Here is a 23,942-nt window from a genome sequence, read left to right as displayed (position 1 = left end):
CTTTTTTCTCATCACCGCCCTTTCAAGCCTTTCCCGAATAGCCTTATAATAACCGCCGACTGCAAAAACACTACCAAGAAAGCTCCTTATGAACATCACCATTATCAACCACCCGCTGGTCAAACATAAGCTCACCCTGATGCGCGAAGCAGAATGCAGCACATTCAAATTCCGCACGCTCACCACCGAGCTGGCGCGGCTGATGGCCTATGAAGCCACCCGTGATTTCGACACAGAAAACTACATTATTGACGGCTGGTGCGGCGAAATCGAAGGCGAGCGCATCAAAGGCAAAACCCTTACCGTGGTGCCGATTCTGCGCGCCGGTTTGGGTATGCTCGACGGCGTTTTAGACTTAATCCCCACCGCCAAAATCAGCGTGGTCGGCCTGCAACGCGATGAAGAAACCCTCAAACCCGTGTCGTATTTTGAAAAATTCGTCGACAGCATGGACTCTCGCCCCGCCCTGATTATCGACCCCATGCTCGCCACCGGCGGTTCGATGGTTGCCACCATCGACCTCTTGAAACAGAAAGGCTGCCGCAACATCAAAGCACTGGTTTTGGTTGCCGCCCCCGAAGGCGTGAAAGCTGTGAACGACGCCCATCCCGACGTTACCATCTACACCGCCGCCCTCGACAGCCATCTCAACGAACACGGCTACATCATCCCCGGCTTGGGTGATGCGGGCGATAAGATTTTCGGCACGCGCTAAATCTTTCAGACGGCCTTTTCTTTACCCAAAACACGGACACAACCATGAATTTCCAAGAAAACCTCGCCACCCTGCCCGCCATCGACCACTTGAGCGGTTTAAACGTATGCGGCGAAAACGGCGAAATCCTGCATCATATCCCCGCCGCTCCCGGCAAGCTCGGCTCGCTCAAACTCTATCACGCGTTGTCGCAGGAATCCGGCGGCATACTCGATTCCGAAACCGCCGAACGCGGCCTCGCCCTGTTTGCCGAACACGTTGCCGATGCCGAAGCCAACCCCGGAAAACATCCTAATATCGACCTGCTGCTGCGCGTTAAAACCGAAAACCTGACCCTGCGCCTGCAACCTGTTGAGGCGTAAAACCCCGCCCTAATGTCTTAATATAGCCAATCGGCTTGATAAAAAGAACACACGTCATACTCGGGCTTGACCCGAGTATGACGGAACGGTTACCAAATAAATGGTTTAACTATGAAACAGGCCGTCTGAAAGATTCAGACGGCCTGTTTCATTTATTGGAATACCCTGCACTTTTTATCCACCGTGCTCCCGCCGGCAAAAAAGCCTCCGCTGTCCGCACAAGTGCTGGTACTGCTTTCGCACACCACGGCGGTTAACGATTCGTTAATCTTAATAATGCGGGCTTCGCCGTTTTTATCGAACGCAACAGCTTTCAGGGTAAATTTGCCATCGTGCGCGCCACGGGCGTTCCCTTGCGGACGGATACAGAAATACCCGGTTGCCGTATGCGGCAGCGCAGGCCAAGTGGTGGAAGTCTGCTTGAACGAACGGTGCTGCTGGTAAAAACGTTCCATAAAATGGGCGTTTTGCAGCAGCACCGTGCGGGCATGGTTCAAACGGGTGTCGCGGACATATTTTTGATAAGCAGGAACCGTAATCACAGCCAAAACAGCCAATACGGCTATGGCAGCGAGCAGTTCAACCAATGTGAAGCCTTGTCGGCAGGCATTTTGCATGATTTCCCCTTTTATATTTTTGATTTATAGGGAGAGTATGCGCACGCCCGATTCGATTGTAAAGAAAAAAGCGTATGTTTTTTAGTTGGGTGTGTGATTATTTATACATATAGCATTCAGCGCTTGCAGCCGCATTCGTGGGGGATTTGCATAACGTAACCACCCCGTTCCCGTCTATCTTCATATAGCGATCCTCTCTAGGATTGGTTATTTTATTTGCGCTCGCAACGATAACATAATTATCTTCTATGGGATTTGCCGCACTATTACCATCCGGCTGTTGATAGGCAATGCCAAAATATGAATTTTTTTTGAACGCAGCTGTAAGTTTTTTCCGTTCTGCATCGTCGGCTGTATCAGCCGGACGGTTTGGGAAACGCTTGTTCTGCGCATAATAACGCTCCATCATCTGCGCATTGATCATTAAATCGGCGCGCACGTTTTCCAAGCGCGTTTGGCGGACATAGGTTTCGTAAGACGGATAGGCGATGGTGGCCAAAATGGCCAGCGTCAGCACCACAATCATCAGCTCGATCAGGGTGAAGCCTTGTTGTTGCGTTTTCATGTCGGGTCTGTATCGGGTAAGTGAGTCGGTGAGTTGGTTTTAAGGAAGCGGGTATATCCGCATACGCCGCCTTTAAGCCGAATGTGTATAGTGTAAATATTCTAAATTAACCGCTTCAGCTTACAAAGTATAAATTGATTTTGCTTTCTTAGTGTGTAAAGGCGATATTTGGTATTGTAAATATACTAAGCGGAATAATTTACTTCTGAAACTGTTGTATTTTATGTGTATGGATAAGCGTAGCAAGCGGGAAAATTTGTAAAATTTCCGCCTGGGCTATGTAAAAATGATTTATAAAATATTTTAAATAACAATAAGTTATAATTTATTTTTTTATGCTTTACGCTTGGCGGCGTGTGGCTTTTGCAGTAAACTCACGCCGGTTTGTTAGATTGTTTCCCCAAAATATCTGTAATTAATAATTTTAAACATTGAGGCATTATGGCAAAAGCGATTAAATGGATTGGCATAGCGACCGTTGCGGTGGCACTGGGTTTTGCAGCGTGGACGTATTTAAAACCCGAAGACCAAATCAACTACCTCACCCAACCGGTAAGCCGTATCGACATCAACCAAACGGTAAGCGCCGCCGGCGAAATTGCGGCAGCCCAGCTGGTTACGGTGGGCTCGCAGGCTTCGGGCCAGATTAAAAAACTGCACGTTAAAATCGGCCAGCAGGTGAAAAAAGGCGATTTGATTGCCGAAATCGATTCAACAACGCAATTAAACGAACTCAACACCAACAAGGCGAAGCTCGATACTTATCAAGCCCAACTGGTTTCCGCCCAAATCAAACAGCGCACAGCCGAGAAAAAATATAAGCGTGAAAAAGCATTGTGGGCCGAAGACGCTACTTCCAAGCAAGAGCTTGAAGATGCCGAAGACACGCTGGCTGCGGCCAACGCTTCGGTTGCCGAATTGAAATCCCTGATCAAACAAACCCAGATTTCCATCAACACTTCTGAAGCTGACTTGGGCTACACCCGCATTATGGCGACGATGGACGGAACGGTGGTATCGATCCCCGTAGAAGCAGGCCAAACGGTGAACGCCAACCAAACCACGCCCACCATCGTGCAACTTGCCGATTTGAGCAAAATGCAGAACAAAATGCAGATTGCCGAGGGCGACGCCGGCAAAGTGAAGTCCGGCCAGGCATTAACTTTTACCATTCTTTCCCAGCCCGACAATCCCCGTGCAGCCGTTATCGACACGGTTGACCCGGGCCTGACCACCATGTCGCAAGGTTCTTACACCACCAGCACCGACACCACCGACACCGCAATCTACTACTATGCCCGCGCTCTGGTATCCAATGAAGACGGCTCGCTGCATATCGGCATGACCACCGAAAACACCATCACCATCAATCAGGCGAAAAACGTTTTGAGCGTGCCCAATCTGGCGGTTAAAACCCAGAAAGGCAAAAAAGTGGTGCGCGTGTTAGACGATAAAAACCAGCCGCAGCAACGCGAAATCAAAACCGGCCTGAGCGACGGCACCAATACACAAGTGCTTTCCGGTGTGAAAGAGGGCGAAAAAGTGATTATTTCCGAAGCAACCGCAGCCGATGCCCAGAAAGAGCTTCGCAGCGGCCCGATAGGCCCGATGTAACGGAGCCGCGTCATGAGTTTGATTGAATGTAAAAATATCAACCGTTACTTCGGCAGCGGCGACAACCGCGTACACGTGTTGAAAAACATCAGCCTGAGCATAGAAAAAGGCGATTTCGTGGCGATTATCGGCCAATCCGGTTCGGGCAAGTCTACCCTGATGAACATCATCGGCTGCTTGGACTCCGCCACTTCCGGCTCTTATGCCATCGACGGCGTGGAAACCTCGCAGATGGATGCCGACGAGCTGGCCGGTTTGCGCCGCAAGCGCTTCGGCTTTATCTTCCAGCGCTACAACCTGTTAAACGCCCTCAGCGCCCGCGACAATGTCGCCCTGCCCTCCGTTTACGCCGGTATGGAACAGGCCGACCGCAACCGCCGCGCCGACAAGCTGCTGCATGATTTGGGATTGGAAAGCAAAGAAGGCAACAAGCCCAGCGAGCTTTCAGGCGGCCAGCAGCAGCGCGTGAGTATCGCCCGTGCGCTGATGAACGGCGGTGAGATTATTCTGGCCGACGAACCCACCGGCGCATTAGACACCCAGTCGGGCGAAAACGTGATGGAAATCATCCACGGCCTGCACAAACAGGGGCACACCATTATTTTGGTAACGCACGACCCCGGCATCGCCGCCAACGCCAACCGCGTGATAGAAATCCGCGACGGCGAAATCATCGCCGACACCAGCAAAACCACCGAAATCCCGCCCAGCAGCGTGGAGAGCATCAAAGAAAACACCTCGTGGCTGTTTTTCAAAGACCAGTTTATGGAATCGTTCCGCATGTCGGTGCAGGCGATTATGGCGCACAAAATGCGCTCGCTGCTCACCATGCTCGGCATCATTATCGGCATCGCCTCGGTGGTAACGGTGGTGGCTTTGGGGCGCGGTTCGCAGGAAAAAATCCTGTCGGACATCAGCTCCATCGGCACCAACACCATCAGCGTTTACCCCGGCCGCGGCTTCGGTGACCGCCGCTCGGGCAGGGTGCGCACGCTAACCATCGGTGATGCCGAAGCGATTGCCAAACAGAGCTATGTGGACAGCGTTACCCCCATGGTTTCTTCCAGCGCCACCGTTACCTACCGCAATATCGACGCTTCCGCCCAGCTTTACGGTGCGGGCGAGCAATATTTCGATGTGCGCGGCATCAAAATCGAAGAAGGCCGCCTGTATGACGCCGACGACGTGAAAAACAACGCCCAAGTGGTGGTTATCGACCAAAACACCAAAGACAAACTGTTTTCAGACGGCACCACCCCCATCGGCAAAACCATTCTGTTTAAAAAACGCCCGTTGCGGATTATCGGCGTAACCGAAAAAGACACCAGCGGTTTCGGCGGCAGCGAAAACCTGCAAATCTGGGCGCCCTACACCACCGTGATCAACCAAATCAGCGGCCAGCGCCACATCAACTCGATTATCGTGAAAATCAAAGACGATGTGAACTCGCAGGCGGCCGAAAAAGGTTTGAACGAACTCTTGCTCTCGCGCCACGGCGTGAAAGACTTTTTCATGCAAAACAGCGACAGCATCAAACAAACCATCGAAAGCGCCACCAGCACCATGACGCTGCTGATTTCATCTATCGCCTTTATTTCGCTGTTTGTGGGCGGCATCGGCGTGATGAACATCATGTTGGTTTCCGTAACCGAGCGCACCAAAGAAATCGGCGTGCGCATGGCCATCGGCGCGCGGCAGAGCAATATTTTGCAGCAGTTTTTAATCGAAGCCGTGCTGATTTGCCTGATCGGCGGCTTGGCCGGCGTGCTGGTTTCGTTCGGCATCAGCACCTTGTTCAACTATTTCGTTAAAGAATTCACCATGTCGTTTTCCACGCTCTCCATCGTGGCCGCCGTAACCTGCTCCACCGTTATCGGCGTGGTGTTCGGCTTTATGCCCGCCAAACGCGCTTCGCAGCTGAACCCCATCGACGCACTGGCACATGATTAATCTGTTTCAGACGGCCTTATCCCGTATCAGGCCGTCTGAAAAAGGAACCCGACAATGACACGCAAAACATTTTTTCAGACGGCCTTAAGCATCAGCATAGCGCTTGCACTCGGCGGCTGCGCCGTCAACCACACCGCCGATCCCAGCCTCACCCTCGAAGCCACCGGCAGCGTGATTTCAGCCGAAGAAACCGCCCAACGCTACGACGTAAACGGCGAATGGTGGAGCATTTATAACAGCAGCCAGCTTAACAGCCTGATTAACCAAGCGTTTGAAAACAACGTTGATTTGAAAAAAGCCGCCGTCAGCGTCAACAAAGCGCTTTATCAGGCCAATATCCTCGGTGCCGAACTGGTGCCCGGATTTAACGGCTCGCTAGGCGCTTCCAGCTCTACCAACCTGAAAAGCGGCGTGAGCAGCCAATCTTTCAGCAGCCAGCTCGGCCTGAGCTACGAAATTGACTTATGGCAGAAACTCAACGCCCAAGCCGATGCGCAAGTGTGGGAATACAAAGCCACCCAGCAAGACCTGGCCGCCACCCGCCTCACGCTCGCCAACAACGTGGCCGACGCCTATTTCAACATCGCCTATCTGAACGAAGCCATCGCCCTCACCGAAAAATCGGTGAAGCAATACCAAAGCATCGACCGCATCGCCTCTGCCAAATACAAATACGGCAAAGCCGATTCTTCCGAGCCGCGCCAGGCGCAGCAATCGTTGCTGTCGGCCCAGAACAGCCTGGTTCAGCTCAAAAGCAGCCGCGAAACGCTGGAAGAAACCCTGCGCAACCTGCTGAACCTCAAGCCCGGCCAAACCATGGCCGCCGAGCCGTCCGGCTTCCGCTTGCCCGGTGCGAAAGGTGTTGACCTGAACGTGCCCGTTTCCACGCTGGCCAACCGCCCCGACCTGCGCGCCGCCGAATACCGCCTGCAATCGTCGCTGAAAAGCGTGGATGCCCAAAAGCGCAGCTGGTATCCGAGCATCACCGTAGGCGCCACCGTCAGCACGTCTTCAAACAAAGCCAAATCCGCGTTTGATATTCCTTTTCTCGGCGGTTCGGTGCAGGTGAACCTGCCCTTCTTAAACTGGAAAACCCTGAAATGGGAAGACAAAACCGCCGAAGCCAACTTTGAAACCGCGCGTTTGAATTTCGAGCAAACGCTCACCACCGCGCTGAACGAAGTGTTCGGCAACTACCAGAAATATGCGCGTGCCGAAGAGAGCCTGAAAAACCTGCGCCAAAAATACGCGCTCGATCAGAAAAACAGCCGCTATTACGGCGTGCGCTACCAATACGGCAAAAACGAACTGAAAGACTGGCTCGAAGCGCTCAACACCGAATACAGCTCCGCCCAAAGCCTGCTGAACCAGCGCTACGAAGTGCTGAAATATGAAAACATGGTGTATAAAACCATGGCCGGACGCTATACGCCCAAAGGGGTGAGATAAACCGGAAGCCTTTGCGAAATCGGTTGAGGCCGTCTGAAACGATTTTCAGACGGCCTCAACTTTTGTAAAACCGATTTCAGACCAAGACCTTTACAAAAATACCTTAAGGCCGTCTGAAACATCAAACCGCCCCGTTACAACTGCGCCAACCTTTCCACCGGCGGGGCGTAATAATACGCGCCCGACACGGCGGCGGTAACGTGTTTGAGCAGCAGGTCGGTTTTGCCGTCGGTTTCGCCGAACATGCTCAAAAGCTGTGCTTCGATGTTGTGCAGCGAACCGCAATAGGCGATAAACATCAGGCCGTGTTCGCCCGATGCGGTGCCGAACGGCAGGCTGCGGCGCACGATTTTCAGGCCGACGCCGTTTTCTTTCAGGTTGACGCGCCCGAGGTGCGAATCGGGCAGGCGCACGTCTTTGCTGAATTCTTCGTCGCTCTGTTTGGTGCGGCCGACGGCGGCTTCTTGGTCGGCCAGAGGCACCTGGTTCCATTTTTTCAGGTCGTGGCGGTATTTTTGCAGCAACACATAACTGCCGCCCGCGTCGGGCTTGTCTGCGGCGATGGTGCCGATGCGGCGGATGTTGTCGGTTTCGTGCGGGTTTTCGGTGCCGTCCACAAAGCCGTCGAGGCCGCGGTTTTCAATCCAGCGGAAACCGTGGGTTTCGTCGGCCACTTTGATGCTGCCGCCGAAAATTTCCAAAAGCGCCATCGCCAGCGTGAAATTGACATCGGGGCGCAGCGATTGGATATGGAACATAATGTCGTGTTGGGTGGCGGGAGCCAGGCCGTTGCCGAGCGCGCGGAAAGGTTTGATTTCGCCGCCTTCTCCCGCATGGCCGAACGCTGCCCATGCTTCGCTGCCGAAAGCAATCGTCAAACCCAACACGGCATCGGGATATTGCGCTTGCAACCCGGCCAAGGCTTCAAGGCTTTGCGCGCAGGCGGTTTTGATGTGGCCGAGACTGCCCGGCACGATGTCGGCTTCGATAAAAACGGCGGCTTTGCTGCTTTCGGGAATAATGGCACTTTGCGGCTGGTTCATGGTTGTTCCTTGCATAATGTTTTTTTCAGACGGCCTCATCATGATAGAGGCCGTCTGAAATCTGATGATGAATTATAACAAATGCGGCGGTTGCTTTTCTTTACTTTCGCGTACGTTTTCCTGCTCAAACGCCGTGTTAAAATCCGCCGCCATTATTGATACGGGGTGATTCATGCGCAGTGTGATTTTTGTTGCCGTGCTGCTGGTTATGCAGCTTTTCACATTCGGCCTGGGGCGGTCGCTGCAATGGCTGTTCGCCCCCGTTATCGGCGCGCGCGGCAGGCGCTGGCTGATGGGCGCTGCGTTTCTGGTAACCAATTCGCTGATTGCCGGCCTGCTGTTGCAGCTTGGCCATGCCGTTTTCCGCTGGGCGGCGCTGTGGATGGTGGTTTTGCTGTTTGTGATGTATGCCGCGCTGGCCACGTTTCTGCTCTATCTCGTGCTGCGCCGCTTTATGCCGCAAAAGCCGATGTCGCGCAGCCTGCGGCTGTTTGCGCCGCTGTTCGTGCTCGGCCTGTTCGGCGTGGCGCTGTACAATGCCTACACGCCGGTTATCCGCCATGCCGAAATCAGCATCAACAAAAAACTCGAACAGCCGCTGCGCATCGGCATGGCCAGCGATATGCACTTGGGCATTCTGTTCGGCGCCAAACGCTTGGACGAGCTGGCCGCCATCATGAACCGCGAAAAAGTCGATATCATCCTGCTGCCCGGCGATTTGATGGACGACAACGTTATCGCCTACCGTGCCGAAAATATGCGTCCCAGCCTTGAAAAACTGCGCGCGCCGCTGGGCGTGTACGCCACATTGGGCAACCACGACCTGTTCGGCCACGAACGCGAAATCTACGAAGAAGTAACCAAAGCAGGCATACGCGTGCTCGCCAACGAAAGCACGGTGGTCGATAACCGCCTGCTGGTAGTGGGCCGTAACGACGATTTGGACAAAAAACGCCCCGCCACCGCCGAACTGCTGAAAAACCAAAACACCACCCTGCCCGTTTTGCTGCTCGACCACCGCCCCACCGATATCGAAACCCATGCCAAACTGCCGATCGACGTGCAGGTGTCGGGCCATGTGCACAACGGCCAGGTTGCCCCCGCCAATCTGATTGTGCGCTTGCTCAACCGCATTTCCTACGGCTACGAACAAATCGGCAACGGCCATTTCTTCGTTACTTCCGGCTACGGCTTCTGGGGTGTGCCGCTGCGCTTGGGTTCGCAATCGGAAGTGTGGATTATCGACGTGAAGGGGCAGCCTTGATGGAAACCGAAGGGTTTGCAAAATCCGTGCAGGCCGAATCAAATGCCTGCGCCATCACATTTGTATCATCACATCTGCGTCATCATATCGCGTCATACTCGGGCTTGACCCGAGTATCTTTTTGTTTCAGAAGAAATAACAGATACTCGGGTCAAGCCCGAGTATGACGGCAGTTAGGCAGTTTTAAATGGTTACAAGCCATTTTGCAAAGCATCAGGCCGTCTGAAACCATTTTCAGACGGCCTGATGTATTTATAAGCAGCGGGCAACCCACCCAAGCAACACCTATCCCAGCGCGCGTATCCCCACCGCATCGCGCACCTGGTCGAGCAGCACGCGGGCTTCGCGGCGGGCTTTGGCCGCACCTGCCTGCAAAATCTCTTCGATTTGCGCGGGGTTGGCGGTGAGCGCGGCATAGCGTTCGCGCGGTTCGGCCAATTCGGCGTTGATTTTCGCCGCCAGCAGTTTTTTCGCTTCGCCCCAAGCCAGCCCTTCGGCCAGCATTTGCGTAAAATCAGCGGTTTCCTGCGGCGTGGCGAAGGCTTTGTATATCTCGAACAGCGGGCTTTCGTCGGGCTGTTTCGGCTCGCCCGGCTCTTTGAGGTTGGTGATGATTTTGTTCACCGATTTTTGCGTTTTCTTATCGCTCTCCCACAGCGGAATGGTGTTGCCGTAGCTTTTGCTCATTTTGCGGCCGTCCAAACCAACCAACAGCTCGACATTTTCGTCGATTTTCACTTCCGGCAGAGTAAACACTTCTTTAAAGCGGTGGTTGAAGCGGCCGGCAATGTCGCGTGCCATCTCAACATGCTGGATCTGATCGCGCCCCACCGGCACTTCGTTGGCCTTAAACATCAGAATGTCGGCGCTCATCAGAATCGGGTAGCTGTATAAACCCATTTCGATTTGGTGGTCTTGGTCTTCCTGACCTTTGTCCAGATTTTCCTGCACTGCGGCTTTATAGGCATGGGCGCGGTTCATCAGCCCTTTGGCGGTGATGCAGGTGAGTATCCAGTTTAATTCCATGATTTCGGGAATATCGCTCTGGCGGTAAAACGTGGTGCGCTCGGGGTTTAAGCCGCAAGCCAGCCAGGTGGCGGCAACGGCTTGGGTGGATTCGTGGATCATCGCCGGATCATGGCATTTGATGATGCCGTGGTAGTCGGCCAAAAATAAAAACGATTCGGTTTGTTCGTTTTGCGCGGCGCGGATGGCGGGGCGGATGGCGCCGACATAATTGCCCAAATGCGGAATGCCGGTGGTGGTAACGCCGGTTAAAACACGTTTTTTGCTCATATTTTGTCTCGTGGCAAAAAGCTTTTCAGACGGCCTTATAGTGAATTCACTTAACTTCCGCTACTGCGTTGCTTCGCCTTGCCGTACTACTGTACTGTCTGCGGCTTGCTGCCTTGTATCGAAAATTAATTAAATTCACTATCACAGAATAAGGCCGTCTGAAAGCCGGTTTGGAATAAATAAAAGCGGAATTATACATCAAAGCCCCGCCTTTTCAGACGGCCTGCGGTAAAAACGCCCAGCCGATTTATCCACAACCAAAATCAAATTATTAAATCAATAATTCAAATAGTTATAAAGAATAACAAAAAACCGGCCGAAACAAAACTTGACTTACCCACAGGCAGACCCATATAGCTGCTATTCCAAACATATTTCCGATTGATAACCAAAGAAAGCAAACAGATGAGATTCGACAAACTAACCGCAAAATTCCAACAAGCCCTTGCCGACGGCCAAAGCCTGGCGCTTGCCGCCGACAACGGCTATCTCGAAGCCGGCCATGTGCTCAAAGCCCTGCTCGACGACGACAGCGGCATCACCGCCCTGCTCGCCCATGCCGGCGTGAACGTGGCGCAAGTGAAACAGCAGTTGCAGCAAACCTTAAACAGCCTGCCGAAAGTGTCCGGCCAGGGCGGCGAAATCCTGCCCAGCCGAGAATTGCAGGCCGTGTTGAACCTGATGGACAAAGCCGCCACCAAACGCGGCGATGCCTATATTGCCAGCGAACTGTTCCCGCTGGCGCTGGTGCAGCAAAACGACACCACCGGCAAAATCCTGAAAAACGCTGGTGCTACCGAACAAAACATCAACGCCGCTATTGATGCGGTGCGCGGCGGTGCGGCCGTGGATAACCCCAACGCCGAAGACCAACGCGAAGCCCTGAAAAAATACACCCTCGATTTAACCCAACGCGCCCGCGAAGGCAAGCTCGACCCCGTTATCGGCCGCGACGACGAAATCCGCCGCGCCATCCAAGTGTTGCAGCGCCGCACCAAAAACAACCCCGTACTGATCGGCGAACCCGGCGTGGGCAAAACCGCCATCGTAGAAGGCTTGGCGCAGCGCATCGTCGACGGCGAAGTGCCCGAGAGCCTGCGCAACAAACGCCTGCTGGTGCTCGATTTGGCCGCGCTGATTGCCGGCGCCAAATACCGCGGCGAGTTTGAAGAGCGTTTAAAAGCCGTGTTGAACGATTTGGCGAAAGACGACGGCAACACGCTGATTTTCATCGATGAAATCCACACTTTGGTGGGCGCGGGCAAAGCCGACGGCGCGATGGACGCGGGCAATATGCTCAAACCGGCGCTGGCGCGCGGCGAGTTGCACTGCATCGGTGCCACCACGCTCGACGAATACCGCCAATACATCGAAAAAGACGCCGCGCTGGAGCGCCGCTTTCAGAAAGTGTTGGTGGGCGAACCGAGCGTGGAAGACACCATCGCCATTCTGCGAGGTTTGCAGGAGCGTTACGAAATCCACCACGGCATCGACATCACCGACCCGGCGATTGTTGCCGCGGCGGAATTGAGCAACCGCTACATCACCGACCGCTTCCTGCCCGACAAAGCGATTGATCTGATCGACGAAGCCGCCAGCCGCATCAAAATGGAGCTGGATTCCAAGCCCGAGCAGATGGACAAACTCGACCGCCGCATCATCCAATTGAAAATGGAGCGGATGCACGTTGAAAAAGAAAGCGACGATGCCAGCAAAAAACGCTTGGAGCTGATCGACGAAGAAATCGGCGGCCTGCAAAAAGAATACGCAGATTTGGACGAAATCTGGAAAGCCGAAAAAGCCTCTTCCGCCGGCACCGCCGACATCAAAAAACAAATCGACGACATCAAGGTGAAAATCGAGCAGGCCAAACGCCAAGGCGATTTCGCCCGCGCATCCGAATTGGAATACGGCGAATTGCCCAAACTCGGCCAGCAATTGCAGGCCATCGAGAGCAACCCCGAAGCGAAACAGGCCAACAAACTCTTCCGCACCAAAGTAGGCGCCGACGAAGTGGCCGAAATCGTTTCGCGCATGACCGGCATCCCCGTGGCCAAAATGATGGAAGGCGAGCGCGACAAACTGTTGAAAATGGAAGAAGTGCTGCACAAACGCGTGGTCGGCCAAGACCAGGCCGTGCGCGCCGTATCCAACGCCATCCGCCGCAGCCGCAGCGGCTTGGCCGACCCCAACAAACCTTACGGCAGCTTCCTGTTTTTAGGCCCCACCGGCGTGGGCAAAACCGAATTGTGCAAAGCGCTGGCCAATTTCCTGTTTGACAGCGAAGACCATTTAATCCGCATCGATATGTCGGAATACATGGAAAAACACGCCGTCGCCCGCTTAATCGGCGCGCCTCCGGGCTATGTCGGCTACGAAGAAGGCGGCTACCTCACCGAACAGGTGCGCCGCAAACCTTACAGCGTGATTCTGCTCGACGAGGTGGAAAAAGCCCACCCCGACGTGTTCAACATTCTGCTGCAAGTGCTCGACGACGGCCGCCTCACCGACGGCCAGGGCCGCACGGTGGATTTCAAAAACACCGTGATTGTGATGACTTCCAACATCGGCAGCCAGCACATCCAGAAACTCGGCACCGCCGATTACGAAGCGGTGAAAGACGTGGTGATGGAAGACGTGAAAGAACATTTCCGCCCCGAAATGATTAACCGCATCGACGAAGTGGTGGTGTTCCACGGCTTGGATCAGGCGAATATCCGCAACATCGCCAAAATCCAGCTCGAAAGTTTGAGAAAACGCCTCGAAGCCATGAACCTGCGCCTAAGCGTCGACGATGCTGCGCTCGATGTGATCGCCCAAGCCGGTTTCGACCCTGTGTACGGCGCCCGCCCGCTCAAACGTGCGATTCAGGCCGAAATCGAAAATCCGTTGTCGGTCAAACTGTTGGAAGGCGCTTACCAGCCTGACAGCGAGATTCATGTAAAAGCCGACGGCAACAAGTTGGTGTTTGCCTAAGCGTTTGATGCCGTTGTAAACAGGCCGTCTGAAAAATATTTTTCAGACGGCCTGTTATTTTGCCCCACCCAAACCGGCAATCTACACTTCGCTCAAATTCAGATAATGGCGGCTGCCCTGCATATCGCTCATGGCGCGGAGCAACATTTCGAAGTGGTCGTCGTTGTTGATGAAGTCCAACTCGTCGGCATTGGCGATCAACAGCGGCGAGTTTTGATAGAGGTGGAAAAAACGGCGGTATTCGTCTTGAATCTGCCCCAAATAGCCGGGCGGAAAAACGTTCATCATGTTGCCGTGCCGCTTTTGCAGGCGTTTTTGGGCGTTTTCGTCAGACGTTTGCAAATAAATCACCAAATCGGGCACAGGGTATTCGGGCATGATTTTGCGCTTCATCTGCCAAAACAGGGTTTGTTCGTTGGCAGGATCGCTGCCTTTGAGCACCACGGGCACGAAAATCTGGTCTTTTTCAAGCAGGAAATCGGCGATGATGCGTTCGTTTTTTTCTTCTTCGGTGTTAATCAGCTCCACCGCTTCGGCGCGGCGCATCAGAAAATACAGCTCGGTGGCCAGGCCGTGGTTGGCGGCGTTGAGGTAGAACTGCTCCAAAAAGGGATTGCGCTCGGGGCTTTCGGTTAAGTGCAGGGCATCGAAATATTCTGCCAAACGGCGGCTCAGCTCGGATTTGCCGCTGCCGATGGAGCCTTCTACTACGATATAACGGTGGTGCATGATGGGTGGTCTTTCTGTGGTATTCGGTTGCGTATCAGGTGTCAGGCTTCAAACGGCCTCTTTGCGGCCGTCTGAAAACACGGGCGCAGCTTCGGTTACGGCGATGCCGCCGCTGCCCAATCGTTCCGCCAAATCCGCCGCGCGGCCGTGGTCGCCCAGCCTGAAATCGGGGGCGATTTCGGCCAGCGGGCGCATCACGAAACTGCGCTCGTGGGCGCGCGGGTGCGGCAGGGTGAGGTGCGGGTCGCTGCTGGATTCGCCGTTGTAATCGATAATATCCAAATCGAGCGTACGCGGGGCGTTGCGGAAACTGCGCTCGCGCCCGAAGTCTTGTTCGATGCCGTTGAGCACGGCCAGCAAATCGGCGCCGCCCAAGTTGGTGGACACAATGCAGACGGCGTTAACGAAATCGGGCTGGTCGGTGTAGCCCACGGGCGCAGTGGTATAGAGTGAAGATACGCGCCGCAGTTCAATCTGCGGGTGTTCTGCAATGATTTGTAAGGCGGTTTTTATCTGCCGTGCGGGGTTTTGCAGGTTGCTGCCCAGGGCGATCACGGCGGTGTCGGCAAAAGATGCAGGCATAATTTTTCAGACGGCCTTGTTAAAACGGTTTGTAACGCGCCAGATAAACTATCGCCGCCACGCACAGCATCGACAGGGCATAGCCCGCCCATGCCCTGCCGGTTCTCGGCACGGCGCGCACGGTCATCATGCCGAAACCGATATAGGCCAGCAGCAGCAACAGTTTCACGCCCAGCCAGTCTGCATTGCCAAACGGGGTGAAACGGGTGATTTTCATCAGCCACAATCCGGTAAACAGCAGCAGCGTATCGTTGAAATGGGGGATGATTTTCAGAATTTTCGACAGCGGCTTTTCGGGCTTGGCGGCACGCAGCCAGAAGCGCAGGTTGAACAGCAGCACGGTAATGGCCACAAACAGCATGTGGCTGTGTTTCACAATCAGATATTGCATGGCGGCTTCAATGTTTGTTTTTTCAGACGGCCTGTATTGTAACCCGAAACCGGAATGGGTTTTACATCTTCGGCAGCGTGGCGGTGATGATTAAAACCGAAGCCGCCTGAAAACAGGTGCAGTTTTTGCGGCGCTTCGGTTTTCAGACGGCCTAAAGTCCGAGACTTTACAAATACCTTAACGACGTCACACCCGGGCTTGACGCAGAAGTTTTAAAATACCAGCGAATTTTGCCAAGGTCTCAGCCTGCGTTTATTTATTGTGCAGCTTTTTCACGCTCACTTTGGTTTTCTTTTTCAAGCGGTTTTTTTCTTCTTTGCGCCCTTCGCGTTTTTCGATGCGGTTACTCAATGCCACGCGGCGCAGCGGTTTTTTCTTGGGCTTGTCTTGCGCTTCTTCGTAGGGGTTCTCCGACACGTTGTATTGGATGCGCAGCGGCGTGCCCTGCAAATTGAAGGCTTTGCGGAAGGTTTGGGTGAGATAGCGGGTGTAGCTGTCGGAAATCGCTTGCAGCGAATTGCCGTGCACCACGATAACGGGCGGATTCATGCCACCTTGGTGGGCATAGCGCATTTTCGGGCGCACCAAACCGGCACGCGGCGGGGCTTGGCGTTCGATCGCCGATTGCAGCACGCGGGTGATTTTCGGCGTGGGCATTTTAATCATGGCAGCGTTATAGGCCGATTGGATGCTCTCGAACAAGCCATCTATGCCGCGCTCTTTCAGGGCGGAAATATAGTGAAATTTGGCGAAATCGAGAAAATAGAGTTTGCGGGCGATGTCGCGTTTCACCTGTTCGCGCCGCTCTTCGCTGATGCCGTCCCATTTGTTCACCGCCACCACCAGCGCCCTACCCGCTTCGAGTGCAAAACCGGCGATGGTGGCGTCTTGGTCGGCGATGTCCTGCTGTGCGTCCAACACCAGCACCGCCACGTTGGCCGCTTCGATGGCCTGCATGGCTTTGATCACCGAAAATTTTTCCACCGCTTCTTCCACTTTGCCGCGGCGGCGCACGCCGGCGGTGTCGATGATGGTAAACGGTTTGCCGTCGCGCTCGAAGTCGATGTGGATGCTGTCGCGGGTGGTGCCGGCCATATCGAAGGCAATCACGCGTTCTTCGCCGAGAATGGCGTTCACCAGCGTGGATTTGCCCACGTTGGGGCGGCCGATAACGGCAAACACGGGGTGTTTGGGCGCGGCGGTTTCTTCTTCGGCATCGGGAAAGTTTTCTAAAATATCTTCTATCAGGTAATACACGCCGTCGCCGTGTGCGCCGGAAATCACGTGCGGCTCGCCCAGCGCCAGCTCGTAAAACTCGGCGGCCAGCACGGCCTGATTGGCGCCTTCACCTTTGTTCACGGCCAAATAAACGGGACGCGGGCTTTGGCGCAGGCGGTCGGCAATGATTTTGTCTTGCGGCGTGAGGCCGGTGCGGCCGTCAACCAAAAACACAACGGCGTCGGCTTCGTCTACCGCTTGCAGGGTTTGTTTGGCCATTTCGTGCAGAATGCCGCTGTCAACCACCGGCTCAAAGCCGCCGGTGTCGATAACCAGATAGGGTTTGCTGCCCACCCGGCCGTGGCCGTAATGGCGGTCGCGCGTGAGACCGGGCAGGTCGTGCACCAGTGCGTCTTTGCTGCGCGTGAGGCGGTTGAACAGGGTGGATTTGCCCACGTTGGGGCGGCCGACTAGGGCGATGGTGGGTTTCATAGGCTTTCTTTCTGTGTCAGGCCGTCTGAAAAGGTTTCGGGCGGCAAGCAGGTGCTGTATGGCTACCCTCTTTAAAATCATTACAGCGTTGGCTCGCTTGTTTCAAAATGGGTTAGCTGTAATTCCGCAGCACGGGTATTTAAGATTATACGCCGTCAAACAAGCAGGCTTGCAGAAAGCTTCCTGCAAGCCTGCTTGCTGTTTTCAGACGGCCTTTATTTCAATTGGTCGGCTTTAAACTGCACCGACTCTCTGTTGGCGGCATCTTTGGGCAATTGTGCCAAAACCTGCTCGTAAACCTGCAAGGCTTCTTTGTTTTTGCCTTGCGCCAGATAAACGTCGCCTTTGGTTTCAAGCAGCAACGGCTCGAAAGCGGGGGCGACTTTGGTGTTTAAGGCGGCCAGCGCTTCTTCGTATTTGTTTTGCTGTAAACGAACAACCGCCAAGCGTTGGGCGGCCATCGCCTGCACAACCGGGTCCGGCTGGTTGTTCAGTACCCAGTTCAAATGGTTGGCGGCGGTGTCGTAGCTGCCTTTGTCGAACTCGGTGCCCGCCACCATAAACGTGGCCTGCGCGGCGGCAATCGTGCCGCTGTAATTTTGCTGGAGGTTCTGCAAATCGGCGTTCACCGCTTTGGCATCGGCGTTGCTTTGCGCTTTTTCCACCAGCTGCGTCAGCACGGCGGCGGCTTCCTGGTCTTTTTTAACCTGATGGTTTTTATAAAGCACATAGCCCAAATAGCCGATTGCGGCGGCTACCAGCGCGGCAAACAGCCAGCGGCCCCAGCTTTTCCAGAAATATTTGAAATTTTCGAGTTCTTCCTGTTCTTGAATGTGTGCAGCCATTTAAGCATTCTTCCATTGTTGTAGGGTGGAGATTAACAGGGCGGCGTCGAGGGTGGTTTGGCCGTGGGTGCCCTGGAGGTCTTTAAGGGTAACGGTGCCGTCTGAAAGCTCGCTCTGCGCCACAATCAGGGCGAAACGCGCGCCGCTGGCATCGGCTTTTTTCATCTGCGCTTTCAGGCTTTGGCTGCCTGCGTGTTGCAACACATCGAATCCGGCGGCACGCAGGGTTTGGGCGTGTTTCATCGCCTGCAAAGCAGCGCCTTCGCCTTGGTGCATGGCGTAAACATCCGGCGCGGCCTGATACGCCAGCAAGCCGTAGTCGCGTACCAGCAGCAGCAGGCGTTCCACGCCCATGGCAAAACCGATGGACGGCGCGGGTTTGCCGCCCAGCTCTTCAATCAGGCCGTCGTAACGGCCGCCGCCGCAAACGGTGGCCTGCGCGCCGAGTTTGTCGGTTGTCCATTCGAACACGGTTTGGTTGTAGTAGTCCAAACCGCGCACCAGGCGGGGGTTTTCCACATAGGTGATGTTCAGGCCGTCGAGCATGGCTTTGAAGCCGGCATAGTGCGCGCGCGAGGCTTCACCCAAATATTCGGTTAAATGCGGGGCGTTGTTGCAGATTTCCTGCAAATCGGGATTTTTGCTGTCGAGCACGCGCAGGGGGTTGGTGTGCAGGCGGCGCTTGCTGTCTTCGTCGAGCTTGTCTTGGTGGCTGCCCAGATAAGCCACCAGCGCGGCGCGGTGGGCGGCACGCTCTTCGCGGTTGCCCAAGCTGTTGATTTCTAAAACCAGATGGTCGCGTATGCCCAATTCGTTCCATAAGTCTGCCGACATGGCGACGATTTCGGCATCGATATCGGGGCCTTCGAAACCCAAAGCCTCGGCACCCACTTGGTGAAACTGGCGGTAACGCCCTTTCTGCGGGCGTTCGCGGCGGAACATCGGCCCCATATACCATAATTTCTGCGGGCCGTTATACAGCAGGTTGTGTTCGACCACCGCGCGCAGGCAGGATGCCGTGCCTTCGGGGCGCAGGCTCAGGCTGAGCGAATCGTTGGAATCGGCAAAGGTGTACATTTCTTTGCCGACCACATCGGTTTCTTCGCCGATGGAACGCACGAACAGGCCGGTCTGCTCCACAACGGGGGTGCGGATTTGGTTGTAGCCGTAGCGGCGCGCCCAGCGGGTAACGGTGTCTTCAAATGCCTGCCAGAAAGCGGCGGTAAGTTTGAAATCTTTCTGCTCAACCGGCAGCAAATCGTTCATGCCTTTAACGGCTTGGATTTTTTGTCCCATAGTTTTCTGATTTTCACATTCTTTTTTCAGACGGCCTGTTATTCGATGCCGCTGTTGATAAACTGACGCAGCATACTGGTGGTCAAGCCGGCAAACTGTTTGTATTTTTCGGATTGGCCGATGCTTTCTTTATCGAGGTCGACAGAAACCAACACGCCGCTTTTGTTGCCGTAAAGCATGGTGTTTTCAACTTCCCAAGCCTGCTTTTTGCCTGACGCAGCCGGTGAAACAAAGGCCTGTATCATCTCGCCCGAGGGCAGGTTCTGCAAAATCAGGCTTTTTTTAACGTTGTCGAGCAGATCCGCGCCCACAAACTGAAACGGATTCACGGCCATGTCGCTCACGCCCTGATAGGTGTAGATAAACACTTTGTGTTCCGCTTTCGGGTTGTTGAGCAGATAAAGCTGTAACAGCAATTCGCGTAAATCGGGTGCCATTTTCCACCTCGCTGGTTTGGGTATTGAGGCCGTCTGAAAACATAACGGCAGGTTTTACACCGGGCTGATGGGAATCACCCGGCTTTCGTTGCGTTTTTTGCCGCCTTCGCCATAATTGGTTTCTACGTATTCCTGCACAATAGCCAAAAATTCGGCGGCCATATTATCGCCTTTAAGCGTTACTTTACGCTCGCCGTCCACATACACGGGAGCGACGGGGGTTTCGCCCGTGCCGGGCAGGCTGATGCCGATGTCGGCCAGTTTGCTCTCGCCCGGGCCGTTGACCACGCAGCCCATCACGGCAACGTTCAACGATTCCACGCCGGGGTATTGGCTGCGCCAAACCGTCATTTTGTCGCGCAGATATTGCTGGATATCACGCGCCAGTTCTTGGAACACCGTGCTGGTGGTGCGGCCGCAGCCGGGGCAGGCGGTAACCATGGGCGTAAACGAACGCAAACCCATAGTTTGCAGGATTTCCTGCGCCACCACCACTTCCTGCGTGCGCGGGCTGCCCGGCTCGGGGGTGAGCGAAATGCGGATGGTGTCGCCTATGCCTTCCTGCAACAAAACGGCCAATGCGGCGGTTGAAGCCACAATGCCCTTACTGCCCATGCCTGCTTCGGTTAAACCCAAGTGCAGCGGGTAAGCGCAGCGTGCGCCCAAATCGCGGTAAACCTGAATCAAATCCTGCACGGCGCTAACCTTGCACGACAGAATAATTTTGTTTTCGGGCAATCCCAAATCCACCGCTTTTTGGGCGGATTCCAACGCCGACACAATCAGCGCCTCTTTCATGACCTCTTCGGGCGGCTTAGGCGCTGCCGAAGCCAAATTGGCATCCATCATGCGTTTGGCGAGGCTTTGGTCGAGCGAACCCCAGTTCACGCCGATGCGCACGGCTTTATCGTGTTCGGCGGCGGTGCGGATCATATAGGCAAATTTTTCGTCGCCCTTGGCACCTTTGCCTACGTTGCCGGGGTTGATGCGGTATTTCGACAATGCGCGGACACAGTCGGGAAACTCTTGCAGCAGCCGCTCGCCGTTGAAGTGGAAATCGCCCACCAGCGGCGTGTTGCAGCCCATGTCGTCCAAACGGCTTCTGATTTCCGCCACTCTGGCGGCGGCTTCAGGGCTGTTTACGGTAATCCGCACCATCTCCGAACCGGCATCGCTCAATTCTTTAACCTGCTGCGCCGTGCCTGCCGCATCGGCGGTATCGGTGTTGGTCATCGACTGCACCACAACGGGCGCATCGGAACCTACGGTTAAATGGTCGATGCGGACTTGATGGGTTCGGCGGCGGTTGGGGGTTGGGTTGCTCATTGCTGGCCTACGGTGAAAGATGAAGTGGTTTTGCCGGTTAAGTGTTGGCGTACGTTGATTTCCCGGCCACCGTAATTGGCGGTGGCGCCGAGCGAATAGCCGATCCAAACCTCATACGGTGCGCCGCCCCTGAAGCGGTGCTCGCTGCCGGCGGGCACGATGCGGTTGATAACAAAGGCGCCGTTTTTGTCTTTGATAACCAAATTGGAGCGGTACAACACCTTAACCGCCAATTCATCGGCGGCAACCGGCACCACACCTGAAGCCGCGCTGGCGGCAAACGCCGGTTCCGAAGCCACTGCCTGGGCCGGAACTGCCGCCGGAGCGGAAGCAGCGGGGACGGCCGACGCCGCTGCGTCACTGCCCATCGCCACCACCGAAATATTGTCGGCCTGAAGATTGCCGGCCTCCGAGCCTGCCGGTTCGGGGCGCTCCATATTGTCGCTCTGCTTGGCGTATTCTTGGTTGGACTTGCTCTGCCACACATAAATACCGCCGCCGATAACCACCGCCGTCAGCACGCCCAAAATCCAAGTGGGAAACGATTTTTTCACCTCGGTTTGCTGGTAATTCAGGGCTTGGCTGCCGCTGCGGTCGACCGCATACAGGTTATTGCGGTTCTGCGGCATGATGCGGTCTAAAAATGCGGCGACTTCGTTATCGTCCAAATCCAGAAAACGGCCGTAGGTGCGTAAAAAACCGCGCACGAACACCAGCTCGGGCATACCTTCGTAGTTGCCGCTTTCCAAGCCTTCGATTTGGCGGGCCGACAGTTTCAGGCGTTCGGCCACTTCGCCGATCGAATAACCTTTCTGCTCGCGTGCCTGACGCAGTTTCAAACCCAACTCGGCCGCGGCACCGTTGGAGGCGTGTTGTTCTGATTGCTGGTTATCGGTCATTACAAACGTCCTGTTGTAATTGTTTGCAGTTCATCGGAATAGGGGTAGTTGGCACGCAGCTGCGCCTCGTATTCGTAGGCCGCCTGCGTGTTGCCCAAGGCATTATACAGGCGCCAGCCCAAGAGCAGGTCGTCTGCGCCCAAAGCATCAACCTTGCTTTGGTATTGCCGGAAATAATAATCGGCGTCGCTTAAATTGCCGGCCAACATTTTGGTACGCGCCATTTCTTTCAAAACGGGATAAAACTGCGGTGCGGCAGCCAAAGCGCGCTCGAAATAGGCTTCCGCCAGAGAATACTGGCCCGTTTTGGTGCTGCATATGCCTTTGTTGAGATTGGCAACGTGCGGGTTGGGATAAGTGGGATCGGCCAGCGCCTTGTCGAAATAAGGCATCGCGTCGCCCGGGCGGTTTTGCGTGCTGCATAAAAACCAACCGTAGTTGTTGTTGATTTCTGCGCTGTTCGGTTTGATCGACAGGGCTTTTTGGAAGCTTTCCTGCGCTTTATCGTTAACTTTCAGATATTGGTAGATTTGGGCGCGGATCAGCCAAGCGTTTTCGTTTTTCGGGTTTTCCTTCAAGGCTTCGTCGATGCTGTTAACCGCTTGGCGGTAATCTTTTCCGCGCAGATATTCCATGGCAAGCTGCGTTTTGATATTGGATATCTGCTTGGCGCGTTCGCGCGCGCTCGGCTGCGACGCACCGCCTGCACAGGCGCCCAATGCCAGAGCCGTTATGATGATTCCCACTGTTGTTTTGATGTTCATACTACCCCCTTCGGTTGCATGGTAATCTGCTGCCATTTTTCCTGGCGGCGCGTTTTATCTTTTACCTGGCCGGCGAGCTGGCCGCAAGCGGCGTCGATATCGTCGCCGCGGGTTTTGCGCACGGTAACCACAAAACCTGCCTGTTGCAGGATATCGCGGAACACGCGGATGTTTTCGTTGCTCGAACGCTGGTAACCCGAATTCGGAAACGGGTTGAACGGTATCAGGTTGAATTTGCACGGCACGTCGCGTACCAGTTCGATTAACTCCCTTGCGTGCTGCGCCTTGTCGTTAATGCCGTCGAGCATCACGTATTCAAAAGTAACGAAATCGCGCGGGGCTTTTTCGAGATAGCGGCGGCAGGCCGCCATCAGTTCGCCAAGCGGATATTTTTTATTCAGGGGCACGATTTCGTTGCGCACGGCATCGTTGGAAGCGTGCAGCGACACGGCCAGCGCCACCGGCATCACGTCGCGCAGCCTGTCCATCTGCGGCACCATGCCGGATGTGGACACCGTTACCCTGCGGCGCGACAGGCCGTAGCCGTGGTCGTCGAGCATAATGCTCAAGGCGGTTACCACATTGTCGAAATTGGCCAGCGGCTCGCCCATGCCCATCATCACCACATTGGAAACAACCCGCTCGTTTTTCGGGGTAACGCCCATGGCTTTGTTTGCCCACCAAAGCTGGCCGATGATTTCGGCGGCACTCAGGTTGCGGTTGAAGCCCTGCCTGCCGGTGGAGCAGAACGTACATTCCAGCGCACAGCCCACTTGCGACGAAATGCACAGGGTGCCGCGCTCGGCCTCGGGAATAAACACGGTTTCCACACCGTTGCCGGTTCCCACGTCGAGCAGCCATTTGCGGGTGCCGTCTGAAGATTCTTGCGCGGCCATCAAAGCGGGCACGGCCACTTCGGCCTGCTCTTGCAGTTTGGCGCGCAGGGATTTGGCCAGGTCGGTCATCTCGTCGAAACCGGCGGCGCCGGCCTGATGTATCCAGCGCATCACCTGTTTGGCGCGGAAAGGCTTTTCGCCCATTTGCGCGAAATGTTCGGTGAGTCCGTTTAAATCAAAATTCAGCAGATTGGTTTTCATGTTCGTTACAAGCTT

At 54.9% G+C, this 23,942-nt stretch carries 22 protein-coding genes; 7 read left to right on the top strand and 15 right to left on the bottom strand.

Translation table 11 applies throughout. The features are described from left to right. Positions 1–88: 88 nt before the first annotated feature. Together upp and NQ012_RS04260 are read left to right on the top strand one after the other, a co-directional pair. Positions 89–715, top strand: a complete 627-nt coding sequence (gene upp, locus NQ012_RS04265) for a uracil phosphoribosyltransferase (RefSeq protein ID WP_085366239.1) — start codon at positions 89–91, stop codon at positions 713–715. A gap of 44 nt (positions 716–759) precedes the next feature. Next, on the top strand, positions 760–1,077 hold the full coding sequence (locus NQ012_RS04260) for a DUF2322 family protein (RefSeq protein WP_257066372.1): 318 nt from the start codon (positions 760–762) through the stop codon (positions 1,075–1,077). Positions 1,078–1,229: 152 nt separating this feature from the next. On the opposite strand, the gene NQ012_RS04255 is transcribed toward NQ012_RS04260, so the two are convergent. Then, the gene (locus tag NQ012_RS04255; RefSeq protein WP_257066371.1) at positions 1,230–1,694 is read right to left on the bottom strand and encodes a type IV pilin protein; all 465 of its coding nucleotides are present in this window, start codon (positions 1,692–1,694) and stop codon (positions 1,230–1,232) included. 97 nt (positions 1,695–1,791) lie between these two features. Further along, positions 1,792–2,259, bottom strand: coding sequence for a type IV pilin protein (locus NQ012_RS04250; protein WP_306440793.1), 468 nt, complete (start codon positions 2,257–2,259; stop codon positions 1,792–1,794). Between the two features lie 441 nt (positions 2,260–2,700). Here NQ012_RS04250 and NQ012_RS04240 point away from each other — a divergent pair, with 441 nt between their 5' ends. The 3 genes from NQ012_RS04240 to NQ012_RS04230 are packed head-to-tail and all read left to right on the top strand — an operon-like array spanning position 2,701 to position 7,272. Beyond that, positions 2,701–3,873 carry an efflux RND transporter periplasmic adaptor subunit gene (locus tag NQ012_RS04240; protein ID WP_257066370.1) on the top strand — a complete coding sequence of 391 codons (1,173 nt, stop codon included), beginning with the start codon at positions 2,701–2,703 and terminating at the stop codon, positions 3,871–3,873. Positions 3,874–3,885: 12 nt separating this feature from the next. Further along, entirely contained in the window at positions 3,886–5,823 is a 1,938-nt protein-coding gene (locus tag NQ012_RS04235) for a MacB family efflux pump subunit (protein WP_257066369.1), read from the top strand. A 54-nt stretch (positions 5,824–5,877) separates the two neighbouring features. Continuing rightward, on the top strand, positions 5,878–7,272 hold the full coding sequence (locus tag NQ012_RS04230; RefSeq protein ID WP_257066368.1) for a TolC family protein: 1,395 nt from the start codon (positions 5,878–5,880) through the stop codon (positions 7,270–7,272). Between the two features lie 134 nt (positions 7,273–7,406). Here NQ012_RS04230 and NQ012_RS04225 read toward each other — a convergent pair whose 3' ends face one another. Next, positions 7,407–8,315: a Dyp-type peroxidase gene (locus tag NQ012_RS04225; protein ID WP_257066367.1), complete on the bottom strand. Its 909-nt coding sequence runs from the start codon at positions 8,313–8,315 to the stop codon at positions 7,407–7,409. 172 nt (positions 8,316–8,487) lie between these two features. Here NQ012_RS04225 and NQ012_RS04220 point away from each other — a divergent pair, with 172 nt between their 5' ends. Further along, complete coding sequence (locus NQ012_RS04220) at positions 8,488–9,579, top strand: metallophosphoesterase (protein WP_257066366.1); 1,092 nt, start codon at positions 8,488–8,490, stop codon at positions 9,577–9,579. A 285-nt stretch (positions 9,580–9,864) separates the two neighbouring features. Here NQ012_RS04220 and trpS read toward each other — a convergent pair whose 3' ends face one another. Next, entirely contained in the window at positions 9,865–10,875 is a 1,011-nt protein-coding gene (trpS, locus tag NQ012_RS04215) for a tryptophan--tRNA ligase (protein WP_257066365.1), read from the bottom strand. A gap of 405 nt (positions 10,876–11,280) precedes the next feature. Between trpS and clpB the strand changes: the two genes are divergently transcribed. Continuing rightward, a complete protein-coding gene (clpB, locus tag NQ012_RS04210; protein WP_257066364.1) occupies positions 11,281–13,851 on the top strand; it encodes an ATP-dependent chaperone ClpB in 2,571 nt (856 codons plus the stop codon). Positions 13,852–13,932: 81 nt separating this feature from the next. Here clpB and NQ012_RS04205 read toward each other — a convergent pair whose 3' ends face one another. The 11 genes from NQ012_RS04205 to rlmN all read right to left on the bottom strand — a co-directional run bounded on the left by NQ012_RS04205 (position 13,933) and on the right by rlmN (position 23,927). Then, positions 13,933–14,580, bottom strand: coding sequence for a deoxynucleoside kinase (locus NQ012_RS04205; protein ID WP_085366228.1), 648 nt, complete (start codon positions 14,578–14,580; stop codon positions 13,933–13,935). Between the two features lie 48 nt (positions 14,581–14,628). Next, positions 14,629–15,162 carry a 2-amino-4-hydroxy-6-hydroxymethyldihydropteridine diphosphokinase gene (folK, locus tag NQ012_RS04200; protein WP_257066363.1) on the bottom strand — a complete coding sequence of 178 codons (534 nt, stop codon included), beginning with the start codon at positions 15,160–15,162 and terminating at the stop codon, positions 14,629–14,631. Between the two features lie 19 nt (positions 15,163–15,181). Then, positions 15,182–15,553, bottom strand: coding sequence for a SirB2 family protein (locus NQ012_RS04195; RefSeq protein ID WP_257066362.1), 372 nt, complete (start codon positions 15,551–15,553; stop codon positions 15,182–15,184). Positions 15,554–15,805: 252 nt separating this feature from the next. Further along, positions 15,806–17,263 (bottom strand): ribosome biogenesis GTPase Der, encoded by a 1,458-nt coding sequence (gene der, locus NQ012_RS04190; RefSeq protein ID WP_257066361.1) that lies wholly within the window; start codon positions 17,261–17,263, stop codon positions 15,806–15,808. Between the two features lie 215 nt (positions 17,264–17,478). Then, a complete protein-coding gene (locus NQ012_RS04185; protein WP_257066360.1) occupies positions 17,479–18,108 on the bottom strand; it encodes a YfgM family protein in 630 nt (209 codons plus the stop codon). Continuing rightward, positions 18,109–19,404, bottom strand: coding sequence for a histidine--tRNA ligase (gene hisS / locus NQ012_RS04180; protein ID WP_257066359.1), 1,296 nt, complete (start codon positions 19,402–19,404; stop codon positions 18,109–18,111). A gap of 38 nt (positions 19,405–19,442) precedes the next feature. Continuing rightward, positions 19,443–19,841, bottom strand: a complete 399-nt coding sequence (locus tag NQ012_RS04175) for a hypothetical protein (RefSeq protein WP_085367007.1) — start codon at positions 19,839–19,841, stop codon at positions 19,443–19,445. 54 nt (positions 19,842–19,895) lie between these two features. After that, positions 19,896–21,167 carry a flavodoxin-dependent (E)-4-hydroxy-3-methylbut-2-enyl-diphosphate synthase gene (ispG, locus tag NQ012_RS04170; RefSeq protein ID WP_257066358.1) on the bottom strand — a complete coding sequence of 424 codons (1,272 nt, stop codon included), beginning with the start codon at positions 21,165–21,167 and terminating at the stop codon, positions 19,896–19,898. Further along, positions 21,164–22,066, bottom strand: coding sequence for a RodZ domain-containing protein (locus tag NQ012_RS04165; RefSeq protein ID WP_257066356.1), 903 nt, complete (start codon positions 22,064–22,066; stop codon positions 21,164–21,166). Before NQ012_RS04165 ends, ispG begins: the two co-directional genes overlap by 4 nt. Further along, positions 22,066–22,830: a type IV pilus biogenesis/stability protein PilW gene (gene pilW, locus NQ012_RS04160; RefSeq protein WP_257066355.1), complete on the bottom strand. Its 765-nt coding sequence runs from the start codon at positions 22,828–22,830 to the stop codon at positions 22,066–22,068. The genes NQ012_RS04165 and pilW overlap by 1 nt, the downstream gene beginning before the upstream one ends. Beyond that, the gene (rlmN, locus tag NQ012_RS04155; protein WP_257066354.1) at positions 22,827–23,927 is read right to left on the bottom strand and encodes a 23S rRNA (adenine(2503)-C(2))-methyltransferase RlmN; all 1,101 of its coding nucleotides are present in this window, start codon (positions 23,925–23,927) and stop codon (positions 22,827–22,829) included. The genes pilW and rlmN overlap by 4 nt, the downstream gene beginning before the upstream one ends. Positions 23,928–23,942: the final 15 nt, after the last annotated feature.

It is taken from the genome of Neisseria dentiae (assembly GCF_024580525.1).
Classification (GTDB): Bacteria; Pseudomonadota; Gammaproteobacteria; order Burkholderiales; family Neisseriaceae; genus Neisseria; species Neisseria dentiae_A.
The sequence above is the reverse complement of the archived record's forward strand: the minus strand, read 5'-3'. Positions and strand labels throughout refer to the sequence as shown.

What these genes read in the sequence shown, in the direction of transcription:
- upp (WP_085366239.1), top strand. Translation starts at nt 89, where the DNA reads ATGAACATCACCATTATCAACCACCCGCTGGTCAAACATAAGCTCACC.
- NQ012_RS04260 (WP_257066372.1), top strand. Translation starts at nt 760, where the DNA reads ATGAATTTCCAAGAAAACCTCGCCACCCTGCCCGCCATCGACCACTTG.
- NQ012_RS04255 (WP_257066371.1), bottom strand. Translation starts at nt 1,694, where the DNA reads ATGCAAAATGCCTGCCGACAAGGCTTCACATTGGTTGAACTGCTCGCT.
- NQ012_RS04250 (WP_306440793.1), bottom strand. Translation starts at nt 2,259, where the DNA reads ATGAAAACGCAACAACAAGGCTTCACCCTGATCGAGCTGATGATTGTG.
- NQ012_RS04240 (WP_257066370.1), top strand. Translation starts at nt 2,701, where the DNA reads ATGGCAAAAGCGATTAAATGGATTGGCATAGCGACCGTTGCGGTGGCA.
- NQ012_RS04235 (WP_257066369.1), top strand. Translation starts at nt 3,886, where the DNA reads ATGAGTTTGATTGAATGTAAAAATATCAACCGTTACTTCGGCAGCGGC.
- NQ012_RS04230 (WP_257066368.1), top strand. Translation starts at nt 5,878, where the DNA reads ATGACACGCAAAACATTTTTTCAGACGGCCTTAAGCATCAGCATAGCG.
- NQ012_RS04225 (WP_257066367.1), bottom strand. Translation starts at nt 8,315, where the DNA reads ATGAACCAGCCGCAAAGTGCCATTATTCCCGAAAGCAGCAAAGCCGCC.
- NQ012_RS04220 (WP_257066366.1), top strand. Translation starts at nt 8,488, where the DNA reads ATGCGCAGTGTGATTTTTGTTGCCGTGCTGCTGGTTATGCAGCTTTTC.
- trpS (WP_257066365.1), bottom strand. Translation starts at nt 10,875, where the DNA reads ATGAGCAAAAAACGTGTTTTAACCGGCGTTACCACCACCGGCATTCCG.
- clpB (WP_257066364.1), top strand. Translation starts at nt 11,281, where the DNA reads ATGAGATTCGACAAACTAACCGCAAAATTCCAACAAGCCCTTGCCGAC.
- NQ012_RS04205 (WP_085366228.1), bottom strand. Translation starts at nt 14,580, where the DNA reads ATGCACCACCGTTATATCGTAGTAGAAGGCTCCATCGGCAGCGGCAAA.
- folK (WP_257066363.1), bottom strand. Translation starts at nt 15,162, where the DNA reads ATGCCTGCATCTTTTGCCGACACCGCCGTGATCGCCCTGGGCAGCAAC.
- NQ012_RS04195 (WP_257066362.1), bottom strand. Translation starts at nt 15,553, where the DNA reads ATGCAATATCTGATTGTGAAACACAGCCACATGCTGTTTGTGGCCATT.
- der (WP_257066361.1), bottom strand. Translation starts at nt 17,263, where the DNA reads ATGAAACCCACCATCGCCCTAGTCGGCCGCCCCAACGTGGGCAAATCC.
- NQ012_RS04185 (WP_257066360.1), bottom strand. Translation starts at nt 18,108, where the DNA reads ATGGCTGCACACATTCAAGAACAGGAAGAACTCGAAAATTTCAAATAT.
- hisS (WP_257066359.1), bottom strand. Translation starts at nt 19,404, where the DNA reads ATGGGACAAAAAATCCAAGCCGTTAAAGGCATGAACGATTTGCTGCCG.
- NQ012_RS04175 (WP_085367007.1), bottom strand. Translation starts at nt 19,841, where the DNA reads ATGGCACCCGATTTACGCGAATTGCTGTTACAGCTTTATCTGCTCAAC.
- ispG (WP_257066358.1), bottom strand. Translation starts at nt 21,167, where the DNA reads ATGAGCAACCCAACCCCCAACCGCCGCCGAACCCATCAAGTCCGCATC.
- NQ012_RS04165 (WP_257066356.1), bottom strand. Translation starts at nt 22,066, where the DNA reads ATGACCGATAACCAGCAATCAGAACAACACGCCTCCAACGGTGCCGCG.
- pilW (WP_257066355.1), bottom strand. Translation starts at nt 22,830, where the DNA reads ATGAACATCAAAACAACAGTGGGAATCATCATAACGGCTCTGGCATTG.
- rlmN (WP_257066354.1), bottom strand. Translation starts at nt 23,927, where the DNA reads ATGAAAACCAATCTGCTGAATTTTGATTTAAACGGACTCACCGAACAT.